Raw genomic sequence first — 17,623 nt, forward strand, 5'->3', positions numbered from 1 at the left:
CATGGTGTGGGCGTTTTGATGTTGTCTTCAGAACCAATATCATGCCAGAAATGGGCGCCCACGCCCCTCCATCATGCCGAGTCCGGCGATCAAATTCACACACGTGACCAGTTTTGCAAGTGCCTCAATTGCTCGAAGCACCCGCATACTCCGTTGAAAATCGTAACGGGTAGCCCCACTGTATTCATTAATGGCCTTCCGGCCGCCAGGGTTGGCGACAAGATTGAATGCAGTGCCTTTATCGTCGAAGGTTCTGGTAATGTGTTTATCGGTGGCGGCACAGTGCAGACTGACCAAACTTTGCCAGATGTCGCCTTGGTGCCAGGAATTCAAAACGCCTTGCGGTTGGCAGCCGGCGGTGCGGCCGCCGCCTTGTCTGGAGCGTTAGAGGCAGCTGCAAAACAGTTGCTGGATAGCGGCTTGGGACGTAGCGTTACGGCAGCGCTGATGCCCGGGTGGATGGTAAATGCGGATAGTGGCGCAGGCATGCCGGCGCAGGCTAATTCTGCCCGCTACAATCCGGCTGAGGGCTATCTGATTCCGCAGGTGAACGTCAGGAAAGGAGCTGAAAAACCGATAGCGCTCACTACCAGGGAGCAAGTGGTAGGACAGCGGGCCTTCAGAATAAAATTCAATGAAAACGTGCCACAAGATCTTGTCAACGCCGTTTCAAAGAACTTGCAGACGCTTGAAGCCACTCTTCCAGACCTGTCAAAGCGCTTCAACGCCATGAACAAAATGGGGAATGGACCAAATGTTACCGTGATGGGCGTTGATGAGTACAACAAAGTCTATTTGCCGCAGTATACAAAAGATGGCAAACAGGCTTTCTGGCAGTTGAAGCCATTGGCCTCCGACACAACGCTCATGTGGACGCTCCACAACGATATCGTGGTCGTGAACAATAAGGTTGCATCGGCGGTGCAGCCTTCGCCCGGAGATTGGGCAAGTGCCTTCGGACACGAGTTGGTACATGAGTGGCAGTGGGAATCACGGCAGATGCCGAAAATGCCTCAGCCAGAACCAAACGCCTATCAATGGCAGATTGATAATATGGGAAAATTTGGCGAGCAAAAGGTATTCTCGGCTGAAGCATTGGAAAAATCGCGTGACGCCTATAAAAACGGGAAGCAGCCAGGCGCTGGCTCTGAAAATAAGACGCCGAGCCCGGCCGGGAAAAAATGAGAATTCACGTCTACAAGTTTCTATGCTCAATTTGCCTTGTTTTGCTAAGTGCATTCCCCACGCTGACACGTGCGCAAATGCGTCATGTGGTTTTTCAATCGAATTCCACGTTCTATGCACCTGAGGTCAACGTTGTGTTATTCAACGATAAAGCTCACCCGGTTTCCGTCGCGCTGGACTTCGGAACCGCCGGTGCGAATCTGGATCTGCTTACGGAGCGGACATGTTACTCGCGCAATCGTGCAGCGCAGTTTGCCGGCAGTCGTTTTGAAGCTTTGTTTGATAGGGACGGCATAAAACGAGCCAAGCTGTTCGAGGCGGAATCGACAATTGCTATCATTCCTCCTAAGAGCTTTGCCCATCGTTATTATCCGGTTGGATTCCTTTCCACATTCCCATGCGAAGTCTTGTTTACATTGACAGATCTGCCTGGAGATAAACGCGTTACTCGTCAATTCATGGTCAAGCCAACTGCAAAAGCACACTTTCAGGATGTTGTCGATGTTAGTGTTAATTCAAGCGTCGAAACTTTTTCCGATAATAAATTGATGTTTATAACGCTGTTGTTTAGAAATAACGGTAACAAGCCGACGCACTTCAAACTGATGCGAAAAACCTTACTGGGATGTGCGGCCGATATCAGGGATGGGATGGTACGTCAGGGTATGGAGGGTGGTGTCGTCGAGATAGACCCGCTCTCGTATGCTGCGACAAAAACGGTGATAGAACTTCGCAAAAGCGCGACCGCAGAAAATTGTCGCTTGATAGTGGAATTTGCTGGAATTGGCGGGGTTGCCATTCCTAAATATCTGCAAAAAATCACTGTTCCGATGAAGCAGCGTGGGAAGTATCAGTTCTTGCCGAGCGTGATGTTGCATGAGTAAGCTAACTGGTGTGTTTCTTGACGTACCTGTATTTAGCGCGAATCGCGTTGTTTCAACAGCACTTGGCTCAACTGGCGCACCAGAGGGTACATCATCCCGGCCAACGAATTAATCAGCACCACAAAGACGAAGGTTGTCGGGATAAAGGAATAATTCGGGAAATCGAGTCCCTTGGCATTATGAAGACTTATCAGGACCACCGCCATCTACCCAGAGCCGTCCACCGCCGTTTTTTGCCCACTCGGGTACGCAACAATCATGGAAATCAATATTTTGTCCGACACGGAAGTAATTTAGAAGAGGTAAAGCCTGACAATTTCTCTGACTTATCTTCTCGTTTTATCAGTAGGTGAAACGAGCCGTGGACTTTTAATCGTTGATTGCAATTTCAAATCTCGCACGGCTACTGAGTAGTTGCGAATATTGAATCCAGCGCTTCTAACCATTTAATCCAATAGCTGTCCATGAATCTATAATGTCCCAAAATTTCAAATTCATCTTTGGCAACTTATTACTCCACCAGATCATAGCGGCGCACTCTTCTTTGGGCGGCGAAACATCAAGACAGACGTAACCAGACATTCCATTTGTAAAGAATGCGATCGTTTTATCGAGATTAACCGGAGCCAGACCAATTTCATCCAAAATACCCCAATCTTCGTCGGAAAGCACGAACAATTCCTCTGCGGGTAGCAACCCCATGGAATGCGACGCCAAATAGAACCAGCCGTCATGCACCGCATAGAAATCTCGAATACTTTGCGGGACACGTGGCCACAAAGAGCAAATTTTTGAATTGAATTTCCGACAAATTGGATTCTTTGCCTGATAGTATAAGATTCGTTCTGCAGCACTAACTCCATATAGCAACGAATAAGTATCACCTTCTTTCAAAAGATCAACAGAAACTAGGCTGCTCTTCAATTTATCCGTAACTTCGGATAGCCCTTCACCAAATCTCTCCCACAAGGCAATGACGTAAGAAATGCGCTCTTTCCCTTCCAACGAAAGGAGGTCGATCCACTCCGCCGGAAGAGCCTCCATTCCTGATCCGGAATCGGAAAGCGCAACAATGCTTGGGCTCGCACAATATTTCTCTAAATAATGAAGAAGTTCGGTGGTCATACAACTCCTTTCGATACTAATTAGTGTTTTGGCCGCATTTTGGGATGCGCGAGATCGCAATCGAGGGGCATTTCAGATAGGCTGCCAGCGCCGCCACGACGCGATCGAGGCACTGGCGCGACGCCCGTCCGGCCACGCCGTAGGCCCTGTGCAGCGCATGCTTGCCGAGAAGGAGCCGGTCGTTCTCGGCGAACCGTCGTACCAGCTCGACCACCCACGCTTCGCAGGCCAGGTGAAACCCGTGCTTGCCGCAAGCGCTGCACACGCCGGGACCGAAGAGATCGTCATCGCCCTGGGTCAGGTATTGTTCGTTCAACGGCTTCACTTCCTCCATCGCGGCACTCACATACCGTGCAAATGCCGCGCCGCCGCCAGGAAATCGGCGTCGCCAATGTCGCTCAGCTCCACCACTTCGGCCTTGCCGACCTGGATGAAATTGCGGTCGATCGAGCGCAGGTAGGCCGGATCGTAATGCGACGCCAGCAGTTCGTCCACCAGCACCGGCATCTGCCCGCCGCTGGCCAGCGCGTGCCAGCTGTCGATCTTGTCGCGCCCGTGCAGCTGCGCCAGGCAGTCGAGCTGGGTATTGAGCGTGTCCGGGCTGTTGGTGAAATGCTCGTAATCCTCCATCAGCAGGCGCACGCGGTTCGGGCGCGACAGCATCAAGGAAATGCAGGGCGATTGCCGCATCTTGTCCATCAGCGCGTCCGGTACGCGCAACTGGCCGACCTTTTTGCTTTCGGACTCCACGAACACCGGCCGCGCCGGGTCGAAGCGACGCAGCTTTTCCCAGATCGTCGTCTCGAACCTCTTTTGCGACGGCTGTGGCTTGCTCGGCAAATTGCCCAGCACCGAGCCGCGATGCGCGGCCAGCTGTTCCAGGTCCAGCACTTGCGCGCCGATCGAGTCGAGCACCTGCAGCAGGCGGCTCTTGCCGCTGCCCGTGGTGCCGCAAATGACCTTCAATTCGGGCAGGGGCGATTCGAGCAGCGCCGCGCTCACGTGGGCGCGATACGCCTTGTAGCCGCCGTCGAGCTGCACCGCCGGCCAGCCGATCTTGGCCAGGATCAGCGCCATCGAGCCGCTGCGGTTGCCGCCGCGCCAGCAATAAATCAGTGGACGCCATTCCTTCGGCTTGTCCAGGAACAAAGTTTCGATATGGCGCGCGATATTCTTGGCCACCAGCGCCGCGCCGACCTTTTTCGCTTCGAACGCGTTGATCTGTTTGTACATGGTGCCGACCCGCACCCGCTCCGGATCGCTCAGCACCGGGCAGTTGATGGCGCCGGGAAGATGGTCGAGCGCAAATTCGGATTCGCTGCGCGCGTCGATGATGCAGTCGAACTGGTCGAGCTGCGGCAGCAGGGCCGCAAAATTTTCAAGGGCGGGATATTTCATCGTGATGTCACCAATGGCAGCATGTGCGGCCAGATCGTGGCCAGGATGATCGGATGCGCGTTGGCGGCCGGATGCAGGCGGTCTGGCTGGAACAGCGGTGGCTTGTCGGCCACGCCGTCCAGCATGAACGGCACCAGCCCCGTTTTGTACTGGGTGGCGAGCGACTTGTACATGCCGAAAAAGCTGTCGGTGTATTGACGTCCATAGTTGGGAGGAATGCGCATGCCGACCAACAGCACGCGCGCCTTGGTTTTCTGCGCCAGCTCGATCATGGTGCGCATGTTCGCTTCGGCGGCCGGCACCGGCAAGCCGCGCAAGCCGTCGTTGGCCCCCAGTTCGATGACCACGACGTCGGGCTTGTGCCTGGTCAGCAGGGCCGGCAGGCGCGCGCGCCCGCCACTGGTGGTCTCGCCGCTGATGCTGGCGTTGACGATGGCCGCCTCGATATTTTCGGCCTTGAGTTTCTGTTCCATCAGCGCGACCCAGCCGGCGCCGCGATTGAGGCCATACTCGGCGGACAGGCTGTCGCCCAGCACAAGCACGGTTTTTGGTGCAGAATAGGCGCTCGCCGAGGCGGCCATCATCAGCAGCCCGTAAACAGACCATTTTTTGAGATAAACAAGCATGCGTGACATTCCTGATTCTTCCAATCGTTACGTAAGTGACCATGCAAGGGCGCCTGCGGCGATCGAGGTGATCGGCCTGTCGAAGCGCGTAGCCGATGCCAGTGGCGAACTGACCATCCTGCACAGCGTCGATTTTACAGTGCAACCGGCCGAGACGCTCGCGATCGTGGGCGCGTCCGGTTCGGGCAAGTCGACCTTGCTGGGACTACTGGCGGGCCTGGACACGCCGTCCAGCGGCAAGGTGATCCTCGCCGGCGACGATATCTTCGCGCTCGATGAAGATGGCCGCGCCAGTCTGCGCAAGGCCAAGCTGGGCTTCGTGTTCCAGTCGTTCCAGTTGTTGGCGCATTTGAATGCGCTGGAAAACGTCATGCTGCCGATGGAGCTGCGCGGCGAAAGCGATGCCAGGGAAAAGGCGGCGGCGATGCTGGGACGGGTAGGGCTGTCGAGCCGCCTGAAGCATTATCCCAAGTTCTTGTCGGGCGGGGAGCAGCAGCGGGTGGCCCTGGCGCGCGCGTTCGTGACCGAGCCGCCGTTGTTGTTCGCCGACGAGCCGACCGGCAGCCTGGATGCGGCGACCGGCGAGGCGGTGATTCAATTGATGTTCGAGTTGAACCGCGAGCGCGGTTCAACCCTGGTGCTGGTGACGCACGATCCGTCGATTGCGGCGCGTTGCGGCAGGACGATTACGATTGCGGGTGGACGGTTGGTATAGGTCTTTCGTTCAGCGCTTACCCCGTCGTTCCCGCGCAGGCGGGAACCCAAGTTTTTTGGGCCGCCACCGGCTACGGCACGAACTTGGGTTCCCGCCTGCGCGGGAACGACGTAATTCTAGCGCGCCAGCGCGTTAAGCACCGCGCGCGCGGCCACCGGCAATTCCCCGGCCGTCAACCCAATCGGCCCGCTCCCTTGCGCCACCAGGCGGTCGGCCGCCGCGCCGTGCACCCATACCGCGCCAATCGCCGCCTCCCACGCCTGCCACCCCTGCGCCAGCAAACTGCCGCACATCCCGGCCAGCACATCGCCGCTGCCCGCTGTCGCCAGGCCCGCGTTGCCGGTCGGATTAATCACCACCGCGCCGCCGGCATTGGCAATGACCGTGCCCGAGCCCTTCAGCACCACCACCGCGTTCAAGCGCGACGCCAGTTCGCGCGCAGCAGCGAGCCGGTCGCCCTGGACCACGGCGCTGGTCACGCCCAACAGCCGCGCCGCCTCCAGCGGATGGGGCGTGACGATCGCCGTCGCCTCGCGCTGCGCCAGCCGTCCCTGCAAGTCCGGGCTGTCGGCGATCAGATTGAGCGCATCGGCGTCGATCACCAGCGCCGCCTTGCCTTCGAGCGCCTTGAACAGCACCCGCATCGCGGTCACCGAGTCGCCCATGCCCGGTCCGATCACCAGGGTGGCGTCGCCGCTGTCGAAGTCCTGGGCGTCGCGCATCATGATCTCTGGCTGCACGAAATCGACCGCGCCCGCCGGCTCGATGGCCGCCACGAACACCCGCCCGGCTCCGGTAAACAGCGCCCCGCGCGCCGCCATCAGCGGCGCGCCCGCCATGCCTTTGGCGCCGCCGATCACCGCCACGTCGCCAAAGCTGCCTTTGTGGCTGTTATGCCGGCGCGGCGCCAGGTGGCGCGCAAACAGCGCTGGCTCGTTCAGGCGCGCCGCAGCCGCCGGCCGCTGGCCCGGATCGATGCCCAGCGGCGCCAGCTGCACCTGGCCCGCGTAATCGCGTCCTTCAAACGTATGCAGGCCGGGCTTGTCGCCGATGAAGGTAATCGTGCGCGTGGCCCGGATCGCCACGCCATCGGGGCCGATCACGGCGCCGGTGTCGGCATCGAGCCCGCTCGGTACATCGAGCGCCAGCACCGGTCGCCCGAGCGCGTTGATGGCCTCGACCAGCGCGCGCATGTCGCCCTCGATCGGGCGCCCCAGGCCAATGCCGAACAAACCGTCGACGATCAGGCCCCAGTCGCGCCCGAGCGGCAGGCTGTCGACAAACACCGCCTTGCTGGCGCGCGCACGGGCCAGCGCCTGCGCGCTGTCGGCCGAGGGGGCGGGGCCGCCGAGGTACAGCACCGTCACCTCGGCGTCAAGGTCGGTGTCGGCGCCGGCCAGGTTGGCCGCCACTTCGAGCGCGTCGCCTCCGTTGTTGCCAGGGCCGGCCAGCACAAGCACCTTGCGTCCGGCCAGCATGGCGCGCGCGGCGCTGGCCGCCGCTTCGCCGGCGCGCTGCATGAGCGTGCCGGCCGGCAGACTTTCTGCCATGCTGTGTTCGATACTGCGGATTTCGGCGACGCTGTACAGTGATTTCATCATAACTCCGTTGCAAAGGCGCCAAGATTGCGCCAGTTTCAATACACGCTGACTAAAATTTCGGGATGGGCACTACAATATGCGCCATCCCAAACACATTTAAGGATGGCACATGGATTGGCAATTCTGGATCGATCGCGGCGGCACATTTACCGACATCGTGGCGCGTCAGCCTGACGGCAGCCTGGTGACCCATAAATTGTTGTCCGAGAATCCGGAGCAGTACGGCGACGCCGCCGTCGCCGGCATCCGCCACCTGCTTGGCCTCGCCGCCGACGCTCCGATGCCGGTGGACGCCATCGAGGCTGTCAAAATGGGCACCACCGTCGCCACCAACGCCCTGCTCGAGCGCAAAGGCGAGCGCACGGCGCTGGCCATCACGCGGGGCTTTCGCGACGCGCTGCGCATAGCGTATCAGAACCGGCCAAAATTGTTCGATCGGCATATCGTGCTGCCGGAACTGCTGTACAGCCATGTGGTGGAAATCGACGAACGGATCGGCGCCCATGGCGACGTGCTCACGGCGCTCGACGACGCCACCACCCGCGCCGCCCTGCAAACGGCCTACGACGACGGCGCCCGTTCGCTGGCCATCGTCTTCATGCACGGCTACCGCTACACCGCCCACGAGGCCGCTTGCGCGCGCATCGCCCGCGCCATCGGCTTTACCCAGGTCTCGGTCTCGCACGAGGTGAGCCCGATGATGAAACTGGTCGCGCGCGGCGACACCACCGTCGTCGACGCCTACCTGTCGCCGATTTTGCGCCGCTATGTCGACCAGGTGGCCACCGAAATGCCGGGCGTGAACCTGCAATTCATGCAGTCGAACGGCGGCCTGACCGACGCCCGCGCCTTCCAGGGCAAGGACAGCATCTTGTCCGGCCCCGCCGGCGGCATCGTCGGCATGGCGCGCGCCAGCCAGGCGGCCGGTTTCGACAAGGTGATCGGCTTCGACATGGGCGGCACCTCGACCGACGTGTCGCACTTTTCGGGCGAATTCGAACGCGTGTTCGAAACCCTGGTCGCGGGCGTGCGAATGCGCGCCCCGATGATGAGCATTCATACGGTCGCCGCCGGCGGCGGCTCGCTGCTGCATTTCGACGGCAGCCGCTATCGCGTGGGGCCCGACAGCGCCGGCGCCAATCCGGGGCCGGCCAGCTACCGGCGCGGCGGCCCGCTCGCGGTCACCGACTGCAACGTCATGCTGGGTAAAATCCAGCCCGCCCATTTTCCGCGCCTGTTCGGACCAAGCGCCAACCAGCCGCTCGACGTCGAGCGCGTGCGTGCCCAGTTCCTCGCCATGGCGCAGAAAATCGGTGCCGCCACCGGGGTCACCCCGGCGCCGGAGCAGGTGGCCGAAGGCTTCATCCAGATCGCGGTCGGGAACATGGCCAACGCGATCAAGCAGATCTCGGTGCAGCGCGGCCACGACGTGACCGAGTACGCGCTGACCAGTTTCGGCGGCGCCGGCGGGCAGCACGCCTGCCTCGTGGCCGACGCCCTCGGCATGAAAACCGTGTTCGTGCACTCGCTGGCCGGCGTGCTGTCGGCCTACGGCATGGGCCTGGCCGACCAGCGCGCCATGCGCGAACGCGCGGTCGAACTGCGCCTGCTCGATACCACCCCCGATATGCTGCACGGCTACCTCAGCGCGCTGGGGGACGCATTGACCCGTGAACTGACCGACCAGGGCGTGGCCGCCGCGCGCATTGGCCTGGTGCGGCGCGTGCACCTGCGCTACGAAGGCACCGATTCGGCCATCATCGTGCTGTTCGATAATCCCGAGCGCATGAAGAACCAGTTCGAAGCAGCCTACAAAAAGCGCTTCTCGTTCCTGATGCCGTCCAAGGCGATGGTCGTGGAAGCGGTGTCGGTGGAAGCCATCGGCGCCTCCGACGCCCCGGCCGAGAGCCTGGCGGTGCAGGCCCCGCGCGCAGGCGCGCTCAAGGCGCGCGAGACGGTGCGCATGTTCGGCGCCGATTCGTGGCACAACACGGGCCTGTACAAGCGCGCCGACATGCGCCCGGGCGACGTGATCAAAGGCCCGGCCATTGTCGCCGAAGACAACGCCACCACCGTGGTGGAACTGGGCTGGCAGGCCAGGGTCACGCCGCACAATCATCTGGTGCTCACGCGCATCGAAGCGATGCCCGAACGACGCGCCATCGGCACCACGGCCGATCCGGTGATGCTCGAGATTTTCAATAACCTGTTCATGTCGATCGCCGAGCAAATGGGACTGCGCCTGCAGAACACCGCGTACTCGGTCAACATCAAGGAACGGCTGGACTTCAGCTGCGCCATTTTCGACGCTTGCGGCAACCTGATCGCCAATGCGCCGCACATGCCGGTGCATCTGGGCTCGATGGGCGAGTCGATCAAGACGGTCATGACCGAAAACGCGGGCAAGATGCGTCCGGGCGACGTGTTCATGCTCAACGACCCTTACCACGGCGGCACCCACCTGCCGGACGTCACGGTCATTACGCCAGTGTTCGACCAGGCGGGCGGCGCGATCCTGTTTTACGTCGGCTCGCGCGGCCACCACGCCGACATCGGCGGCACCACGCCGGGGTCGATGCCGCCGGACTCGGTCTTCATCGAGCAGGAAGGCGTGTTGATCGATAACTTCAAGCTGGTCGACGGCGTCGACGGGCTGCTGCGCGACCTTGAGGCGCGCGCGCTCCTGGGCGGCGCGCGCTACCCGGCGCGCAATCCCGACCAGAACATGGCAGACCTGCGCGCGCAGGTGGCCGCCAACCAGAAGGGCGTGGACGAACTGCGCAAGATGGTCGCGCACTTCGGCCTGGGCGTGGTGCAGGCGTACATGGGCCACGTGCAGGACAACGCCGAAGAAGCGGTGCGGCGCGTGATCGGCGCCTTAAAGGACGGCGACTTCACCACGCAGCTCGACAACGGCGCGCAGATCAAGGTGGCGATCCGGGTCGACCAGGCCGCGCGCAGCGCCACCATCGACTTTAGCGGCACCTCGCCGCAACTGGCCAACAACTTCAACGCGCCGTCGGCGGTGTGCATGGCGGCGGTGCTGTACGTGTTCCGCACGCTGGTCGACGATGAAATTCCGCTCAACGCGGGCTGCCTGAAACCGCTGAAGGTGCTCATTCCGCCGGGCTCGATGCTCAATCCGCATTATCCGGCGTCGGTCGTGTCGGGCAATGTGGAGACCTCGACCTGCATCACCAACACGCTGTACGGCGCGCTCGGGGTCATGGCCGCGTCGCAAGGCACGATGAACAACTTCACCTTCGGGAACGCCAAATACCAGTATTACGAGACAATTTCGGGCGGCTCCGGCGCGGGCGAGGGTTACGACGGCACCGACGTCGTCCAGACCAATATGACCAATTCGCGCCTGACCGATCCGGAAATCCTGGAATTCCGCTTCCCGGTGCGGCTCGAGAGCTACGAAATCCGGCACGGATCGGGCGGGGCGGGGCGCTGGCACGGTGGTAACGGCGGCGTGCGCAAGGTGCGCTTTTTGGAGCCGATGACGGCCGCGATCCTGTCGAACAACCGCATCCACGCGCCGTTTGGCATGGCGGGCGGCAGCCCGGGCGCATGCGGCGTCAACAGCGTGGTGCGGGCCGACGGCAGCGTGGAACTGCTGGCCCACATCGGCAAAACCGAGATGGCGGCCGGCGACCTGTTTGTGATCGAAACCCCCGGCGGCGGCGGTTTTGGCGATTTGTGCTCCAAAAGTTTGTAATATTGGCTACACTTGTGACTTGGTACACAATTTAGTGTCAGATCAATAAAGGTTAGATTTTGGAATCACATGAGCAAAACGGACCTCGGCGCGTCGAGCCGAGCCTGACACCGGACGATGCGACGTTCGATCCTGCGCCACCGGCGCCTGCCGCGAAGCTGCCGGTACCGTCCTTGCTGCCCGACGAACCCGAGGGTCCGCCGGCGCTGTCGGGCATCCTGCAGGAAAAACCGCCCGAGGACAACTGGATCGGCACGGCGGTGGCATGGGGCGGCGGCGCGCTTGCGCTGGCGGCGCTGATTGGCGGCGGACTGTGGTTCAATGCCGAACGCAAGCTCGACGACGCCATGCATGCCGTGGCGATGAGCGCCAAGGTCGATCCGGCGGCGCCGGCCAAGCCAGCGGCCAAGCCGCCGAAGGCTGCTCTCGCTCCGGTGGTCACCGAACCCGTGCCGGACAACACCGCGCCGCCGCCGGGCCGGATCACGCCGGCGCCGGAACCGATACCGCCCCTGGTGGTCTTGCCGCCGGAGCCGGAAAAACCGGTGGTCAACAAGCCGGTCGAAAGTGCGCATGTGGAAAAGCCGCTACCGGTACCGAAACCGAAACCGAAACCGGCGCCCACACGTGCGCATCCGCTGGCTGTCACCGTGGTAAAAAAAGCGCCTGCGGCCAAGCCGGTGGCGAAAGCCAGGGCGCCCACGATTCCGACGAAAAAGCCGCTCGCAAAGGCAAAAGCACCTGTGGCGCCGGTCAAGCCGGCGGCCAGGAAAACCATGCCGCCGGCGCCAGCGAAAGCGGCTGCGAAAAAGAAGCTCGCCGTCGTTCCGGCAAAAGCTGGCGTCAAGCCCAAAGTGGCAGCCAAGCCAGCGGCCAAGCCTGCCGTGAAGGCCAAACCCGCCCCTGCGAAACCGGTAGCTGGGCATCAACCGGCGTTCAAGCTGCATACGCCGGCCAATGCCGATCCGTGCAAGAGTGGGGGGCTGGCGCGCGAGTGCTGAAGCGCTGTCCGGCAAGCGGGACTCTTTGACGGCGTGCCGGTGACGATTGCCGTTCCGGTTGCCGGCCATCGCGCCGCCGTGCGGGTGATTATTTCCGGCCGGGCATCTCGTCGAGATGTCCGCACATTCCCCATCAATGTTATCGAAATACTCACGCCGAGTAGTTGCTGCGGGTAAAATGCCGGGCACAATCCGACTCGCCCACGCACGTCATCATGCCGACCCAGCCCATCCTGATCCGAAATCATTTCCAGCCCGACGACGAATATGACGATCTGCTCGTTATTCATGAGGGCGTGGCGCGCGCCATGGAGCCACCGCTGGTCCAGGTGCTGGGGCCGTTCTGGGACGACGGACGCGGCGGCCTGATCGCCGCCGCCTCGGCCGGCGACGATGCATGCGGCTACATCAACGCGACCGGTGACTGGCTGGTGGCGCCCGATCTGGAAGACGCGCGCACGTTCAGCGACGATGGCCTTTCCCGCTTCCGCACGAACGGCCTCTGGGGCTACATGAATTTGCTTGGACAGTGCGTCATCGCACCTAGGCATGAGGCGGTGAGCGCGTTTGCGCACGGGTTGGCGGCCGTGAAAGTGTCTGCGGCCGCGTGGCGGTATATCGATATGCACGGCCAGTTCGCCTTCGACGGCAGCTTCTTCAACGCCGGGCAATTCGCCGCGAACGGCCTGGCCGCCGCGCGCCTGGGCGAACAAGATCAGACCGGTTACATCGGCCGCGATGGGCAGTGGGTCATCGCTGCGCAGTTTGACGATGCGCTCGGGTTTTCCGTCCACGGCGTGGCGCCAGCGGCGAGCGCGCCGAAAATGTTCGGCCTGATCGACACGGCAGGCAACTGGATTGTGCCACCGCGTCATGATCGGATCGACGAATTCAATGCCGACGGACTTGCATTTTGTCTTCAGAAGGGCTTCAAGTTCGCTTATCTGGACGCCAGCGGCAAGCATGTGCTCAAGGATCAGTCCTATCACCTGTCCACGACGATGACGTGCGGAATCGTCAAATATGGCGAAAAAACGTACTTCAAGGCGGACGGGAGCGAACTCGACACGCAGTATGTCTATTGGGGAACGGATTTCACCGAGCACGGGTTTGCCATCGGCCACGGCTCCCCTGCTGCGGAAGATCCCACCGGAATCGATGACGGCTCCCTGATATGGGGCCTCGTGCGCAGCGACGGCGTGTTCCTGCCGGCGCCGAAAGAGGTCATCGAAGTATTGTCGTCCGACGGCGCACTGTGGCTTCCGGAGGCGAATACGCCGCTGGCGCCGTTCCTTGGGCGCGATGGCGTGGTGCTGCTCGACCGCGACGCGCGCGTGGCGTACCGCTGGCGGCGCGAACATGGCGACGCGGGCCAGTTCGCCGCGCTCTACGATCACGCGGGACGTTTGGTGTGGCAGGGCCGCCCCCGGGCGGAGGTGGCCATGCCGCCGGTCTTTTTTGCAGCCGCTCCGGACACCTTCCTGGACGAACTCGAATCGCGCGCCGCTTTCCCCGACCTGGTGCGGGACATGCTTGCCGAGACCATGCAAAAACTGCAGCGCCATGCCAACGACCCGGGGTTCGACGTCTGGGCTGCCGGGGAGCACGATGACGGGGATGGCGAGGACGACGAGGATGACGTAGACGAGCACGACAGGTATGACCGCGCCAGGTGTTATGGCCCCTCGGCCGTGCGCCGCATATTTCGCAGCTACCGCGACGAAGGCGTGAACGGCGCATACCAGTTTTTGAGCAGCATGCGCGTGGAGGCGCAGGAGGCCATCTATAACGATCTTGCGGCGCAGTTGGTGGCGCAGTTTGGCCCGGGCGACCCGGCCCCCGACCACGCCTGCCTTCGCGGCCTGTACCGGGAACAAGGCTGGGCTGTCGACTTGCCGGCCCCACTGGCAGGGACGGAAGGCGCGAAGGAATTGAATCGTGTGTGGCTCGTCATCGCCACCTTTGGCGACAGCGGCGATGGCGACGAATGGGACGAAGTCTGGTTAAGCTGCTCGCCGTCCGGCAAGACCCTCGAGGCAGCCGATGGCGCGCGCAGCCTGCTCACGGAACTTGAATCCGATTGACGCCATGACCCGCACCGTGGTGGTCCGGCATTCGCCGAAACCACCCTGCGAGCCAGGCGAGCTGCTTCGCATCGATGACGGGGACGCCCTGATCGCCGACGCGGTCTGTCAGCGCGTGTTCCGCGCGCCAGAACAGCCGCTCGAACGGCGCTGCCCCTTCCCCGACAGCGAGCGCGCCGACGTGCTGGACAACACGCGCGACGAACTGCTGGCGCAGCTGGACGCGCGCTTCGGCGGATCGGCCTTGACGGCTCAACGATGACGCAGTGTGCCATCGTCGCCAATGGGGATTTTCGTGAACGCCAGACCCCGGACCTCGTCGACCGCGATCTGGAATCCGGTAACCTCATTGCCATTGCCTCGATTGAATTTGATACTCCCCATGAAGTCCTTATTGCCGGAAAAGAGGTCGGCCGTAATGGGCTTGAAAACGACCGTGCCAACACGTAGGTTTCTGGCAGTCAGGAGTCCGCCACGCGTCTCCAGTACAAAGGAAGAGTCGAGTTCCTTGCAGTAGAATGTGCCGGCGAACTGTGCCAAGGCGCTTTCCGAGTAGGAAACGGGTGTGTACGACTCGAAAACAAGCGGATCGCTGTTTGCCATGATGAAGTGCATGTCCCGGCCTTCTTTCTTCTCCACAAACTTGATCGTATATTTGTCGTCGCCGTCGATTTTCAGCTGAAAAACCGAGTCGCTTAGCGGGATCGCGGCGCGTCCGTCCGAGCCTTCCGTCCTGCTGTAATGTAAGACACCGTCTTTGACGTGAACTTTTGCGGAAATGGCGCGCAGGCGGTTCCAATAGTTTCCCGCGTATTTCCGCAGCAGTTCGGGACGCACCTTGGCACCTGCGATGCCCGCATAGTCGATTGTCTCCGGTTCGGTGAAATGGTTTTTCAGCACAACGGAGGCGATCCGCATTGCATAATTTCCGTTATAGGCCAGGCCGGAACTGAGCGCAATCGCTGTGACATTCTGCTCGGGAAAATGAAAGATCGAACTGGCGTACCCGCCAGAATTTCCCGTTCGATAGAACTTGGAAATGCCTCTTTCCATGCCCGCATGCAGCTGCCCATATGTGGAAATACCGGAAATATCCCTGACCACGTTTCCGGCATCTAGCCTGACAGGCGCATTCAATCTGTCCGCCAGCGATTTTTTGCCCGGCGCTGGCGCTGACATGGCCGCCCTCCAGAGTGAAAGATCCCGGATCGTTGTGTAAAGATCGATCGGTCCTGCCGCTTTGCCTCCGGCGTGGGTGGTTTTGTACGCTCCTTTGGCTTCGGCAAGGTACGGTACCGCCACGTTGCTCACCGGTTCGGAATTTTCGTTAAGAAACAGCGTGTTCGACATGTTGAGAGGTGAAAATATGTTCTCCTTCATGTAAGTGTCGAAGGCTTGCCCCGACACGCGCTCCACAATTTTCATCAACAGGACGAGCCTGGTGTCGCCACCGGGCGAAAACGCTTCTCCAGGGTTGAAATTGAGTGCTTTTTGTCCTTTTATGAATGGCAAAATGGTCTCGTAGCGTTCCGGCTCTTTCGGTTCCCATCCACCCAGGGACTTCATGACCCGATATCCGTACAGACCATCGGTGGAGCTCAGTAAATGGTTGATGGATATTTTTTTGCCGAAATCGGGTATTTGCGGCAGGTATTTCCTGATGTCGTCGGTCAGTGCCAGCTGCCCTCGCTCTTCCAGCGTCAGGATAGCGGACGCGATGAATTCCCATGCCAGCGAATCGACTTGAAATTTCGTATCGACTGTCGCTGCCACCTTGTATTCAAGATTGGCATTCCCGAAGGCGTTCTCGTAAATGACCTTTCCATCTTGCAAAAGGGTGATGGCTAACGCAGGCTTGTCCGGCCCTCCATACTCGCTGAGCACCTTGGCGATGGCTTGCCCATGCGCGGTCTCTGCAAGATTGCTGGCGTTGGCCGTCACTGGGCATAGTGCGAGGCAGCCGGCGATCAGATAGTTTGTTGGTGAAAAGTTTTCGTTCATGTCGATGTCTTCCTGTGAATTCGAATGGTCAGGCTGCGGAGTCAGGGCGCTGTCAGTGCATTTTCTGAATGGTCTCAATGACTTTCCGCGCGACCGAAGCAGTGGAAGAGGGGTCTTGCCCTGTTATGAAGTTGCCGTCGACCACATGAAAATTGTCGCCGAAGCGCTTTGAATGGACAAAATTCCCGCCTTGCCTGGCGATTTCCTTGCCGATGGAAAAAGGGAAGGTCTTGTAATAGTCGGCTGCGGTATTTTCGAATATGTCGGGGAAGCCGGTAATTTTCCTGTTTGAAAAAATGGACGCGCCGGCACTGTTTTTCAGGTTCACGATGCCGGCAGTGCCATGGCAGACAGCCGATATCACACCGCCATTGTCGTGAATCTTGAGCGCGATGCGTTGAATGTCCGCGTTCTCGGCGACGCCGAACATGGCCGCGCCGCCACCGCTGTAGTAGATCGCCTTGTAGTCATTCGGATCGACCTGTGCCGGCTTGAAGGTATTCTTCAGCAGATTCATGAAACCGGCGTCGTACAGGTAGTCCTTTTGCGTCTGGTTGGATGTGTCGACATAGCCCACGGGAATCGCCCCACCGTTGGGGCTGACAAAATCCACGACCAGGCCGCTTTTCCTGAAAATGTCATAGGCGATGACGATTTCTTCAAAGTGGTTTGACGCATTCAACTTGGTATTGCCGTAGGTGTGTTGATTCGAGGTGATGAACAAGACCTTGTCTTTGCTTTTGGGAGCCTCCTTCCAGGTGTAACTCTTGTGCACGATCTTCCAGCCGCCTTCATATTTCAGCAGCATGAAGTAATCGGTATATATCCTGAAGTTGGGCATCGCGATTTCGACTTTCGCGCTTGCCGCATTGTTTTCGACGTCGATCGACAGGATGCGCCCGATCCGGTTGACCTTGTTTCCCGGTTTTATGTCCGCGATATATTTTCCGCCAGAACGAACCAGCAATGTACCGGCTTCGGTGACCGCATACAGATTGAAGTCCGGGTGAAAGGCGCGTCTTAGCCGTTCGGGTTCGCCATTTGCCGTCCCTTCCATGTAGTCCGTTAAGGTTTCGCGGATTTGTTCGGTATCGCCCGGCGCGGCGATTGCCGTCGCCCGCCCGGACAGGCAAAACAGAAGACAGGCGCCGAGCAGGGCGCGCAAGAAGAAGTGTTGACGCATACATTATCCCAAAGTCCTACAAGTACCTTTTACCGAAGGTAGATACGGTTGTCCGGCAGGTGCGCTGCTGTGCGCCATGCCGAACGGTAGGATAGG

At 60.4% G+C, this 17,623-nt stretch carries 14 protein-coding genes; 7 read left to right on the forward strand and 7 right to left on the reverse strand.

Features of this window, described 5'->3' with window-relative positions; genetic code table 11:
- Together F2P46_RS31700 and F2P46_RS31705 are read left to right on the forward strand one after the other, a co-directional pair.
- The coding region (locus F2P46_RS31700) for a PAAR domain-containing protein (protein ID WP_208296856.1) at nt 1-1,185 on the forward strand (1,185 nt) is incomplete at its 5' end.
- A complete protein-coding gene (locus tag F2P46_RS31705; RefSeq protein WP_166897980.1) occupies nt 1,182-2,069 on the forward strand; it encodes a hypothetical protein in 888 nt (295 codons plus the stop codon). The genes F2P46_RS31700 and F2P46_RS31705, both read left to right, overlap by 4 nt.
- Nucleotides 2,070-2,507: 438 nt before the next feature.
- On the opposite strand, the gene F2P46_RS31710 is transcribed toward F2P46_RS31705, so the two are convergent.
- Genes F2P46_RS31710 through F2P46_RS31725 form a run of 4 tightly spaced genes read right to left on the reverse strand, consistent with a single transcriptional unit; the run spans nt 2,508 to nt 5,218 of the window.
- Nucleotides 2,508-3,194 (reverse strand): SMI1/KNR4 family protein, encoded by a 687-nt coding sequence (locus F2P46_RS31710; protein WP_166897982.1) that lies wholly within the window; start codon nt 3,192-3,194, stop codon nt 2,508-2,510.
- A gap of 16 nt (nt 3,195-3,210) precedes the next feature.
- Complete coding sequence (locus tag F2P46_RS31715) at nt 3,211-3,519, reverse strand: hypothetical protein (RefSeq protein ID WP_166897983.1); 309 nt, start codon at nt 3,517-3,519, stop codon at nt 3,211-3,213.
- A gap of 17 nt (nt 3,520-3,536) precedes the next feature.
- Nucleotides 3,537-4,592 carry a tRNA 2-selenouridine(34) synthase MnmH gene (gene mnmH / locus F2P46_RS31720; protein ID WP_166897985.1) on the reverse strand — a complete coding sequence of 352 codons (1,056 nt, stop codon included), beginning with the start codon at nt 4,590-4,592 and terminating at the stop codon, nt 3,537-3,539.
- On the reverse strand, nt 4,589-5,218 hold the full coding sequence (locus F2P46_RS31725; protein WP_166897986.1) for an arylesterase: 630 nt from the start codon (nt 5,216-5,218) through the stop codon (nt 4,589-4,591). Before F2P46_RS31725 ends, mnmH begins: the two co-directional genes overlap by 4 nt.
- Between F2P46_RS31725 and F2P46_RS31730 the strand changes: the two genes are divergently transcribed.
- On the forward strand, nt 5,217-5,933 hold the full coding sequence (locus F2P46_RS31730) for an ABC transporter ATP-binding protein (RefSeq protein WP_166897988.1): 717 nt from the start codon (nt 5,217-5,219) through the stop codon (nt 5,931-5,933). The two genes, F2P46_RS31725 and F2P46_RS31730, sit on opposite strands and share 2 nt — an antisense overlap.
- Before the next feature lie 116 nt (nt 5,934-6,049).
- Here the strand turns inward: F2P46_RS31730 and F2P46_RS31735 are convergent, their stop codons facing one another.
- The gene (locus F2P46_RS31735) at nt 6,050-7,531 is read right to left on the reverse strand and encodes an NAD(P)H-hydrate dehydratase (RefSeq protein WP_166897990.1); all 1,482 of its coding nucleotides are present in this window, start codon (nt 7,529-7,531) and stop codon (nt 6,050-6,052) included.
- Between the two features lie 112 nt (nt 7,532-7,643).
- Here F2P46_RS31735 and F2P46_RS31740 point away from each other — a divergent pair, with 112 nt between their 5' ends.
- The 4 genes from F2P46_RS31740 (at nt 7,644) to F2P46_RS31755 (ending at nt 14,605) form a co-directional block, all read left to right on the forward strand.
- Entirely contained in the window at nt 7,644-11,258 is a 3,615-nt protein-coding gene (locus F2P46_RS31740; protein WP_166897991.1) for a hydantoinase B/oxoprolinase family protein, read from the forward strand.
- A 59-nt stretch (nt 11,259-11,317) separates the two neighbouring features.
- Nucleotides 11,318-12,259 carry a hypothetical protein gene (locus F2P46_RS31745; protein ID WP_166897993.1) on the forward strand — a complete coding sequence of 314 codons (942 nt, stop codon included), beginning with the start codon at nt 11,318-11,320 and terminating at the stop codon, nt 12,257-12,259.
- Nucleotides 12,260-12,474: 215 nt separating this feature from the next.
- Entirely contained in the window at nt 12,475-14,343 is a 1,869-nt protein-coding gene (locus F2P46_RS31750; protein ID WP_166897995.1) for a WG repeat-containing protein, read from the forward strand.
- Nucleotides 14,344-14,347: 4 nt separating this feature from the next.
- Complete coding sequence (locus tag F2P46_RS31755; protein ID WP_166897997.1) at nt 14,348-14,605, forward strand: hypothetical protein; 258 nt, start codon at nt 14,348-14,350, stop codon at nt 14,603-14,605.
- Here F2P46_RS31755 and F2P46_RS31760 read toward each other — a convergent pair.
- Nucleotides 14,596-16,344, reverse strand: a complete 1,749-nt coding sequence (locus F2P46_RS31760) for a serine hydrolase (protein ID WP_166897998.1) — start codon at nt 16,342-16,344, stop codon at nt 14,596-14,598. The two genes, F2P46_RS31755 and F2P46_RS31760, sit on opposite strands and share 10 nt — an antisense overlap.
- A 52-nt stretch (nt 16,345-16,396) precedes the next feature.
- Nucleotides 16,397-17,527, reverse strand: coding sequence for a nuclear transport factor 2 family protein (locus tag F2P46_RS31765; RefSeq protein ID WP_166898000.1), 1,131 nt, complete (start codon nt 17,525-17,527; stop codon nt 16,397-16,399).
- Between the last annotated feature and the right edge of the window lie 96 nt (nt 17,528-17,623).

It is taken from the genome of Massilia sp. CCM 8734, from assembly GCF_011682155.1.
Lineage (GTDB): Bacteria > Pseudomonadota > Gammaproteobacteria > Burkholderiales > Burkholderiaceae_D > Telluria_A > Telluria_A rubra.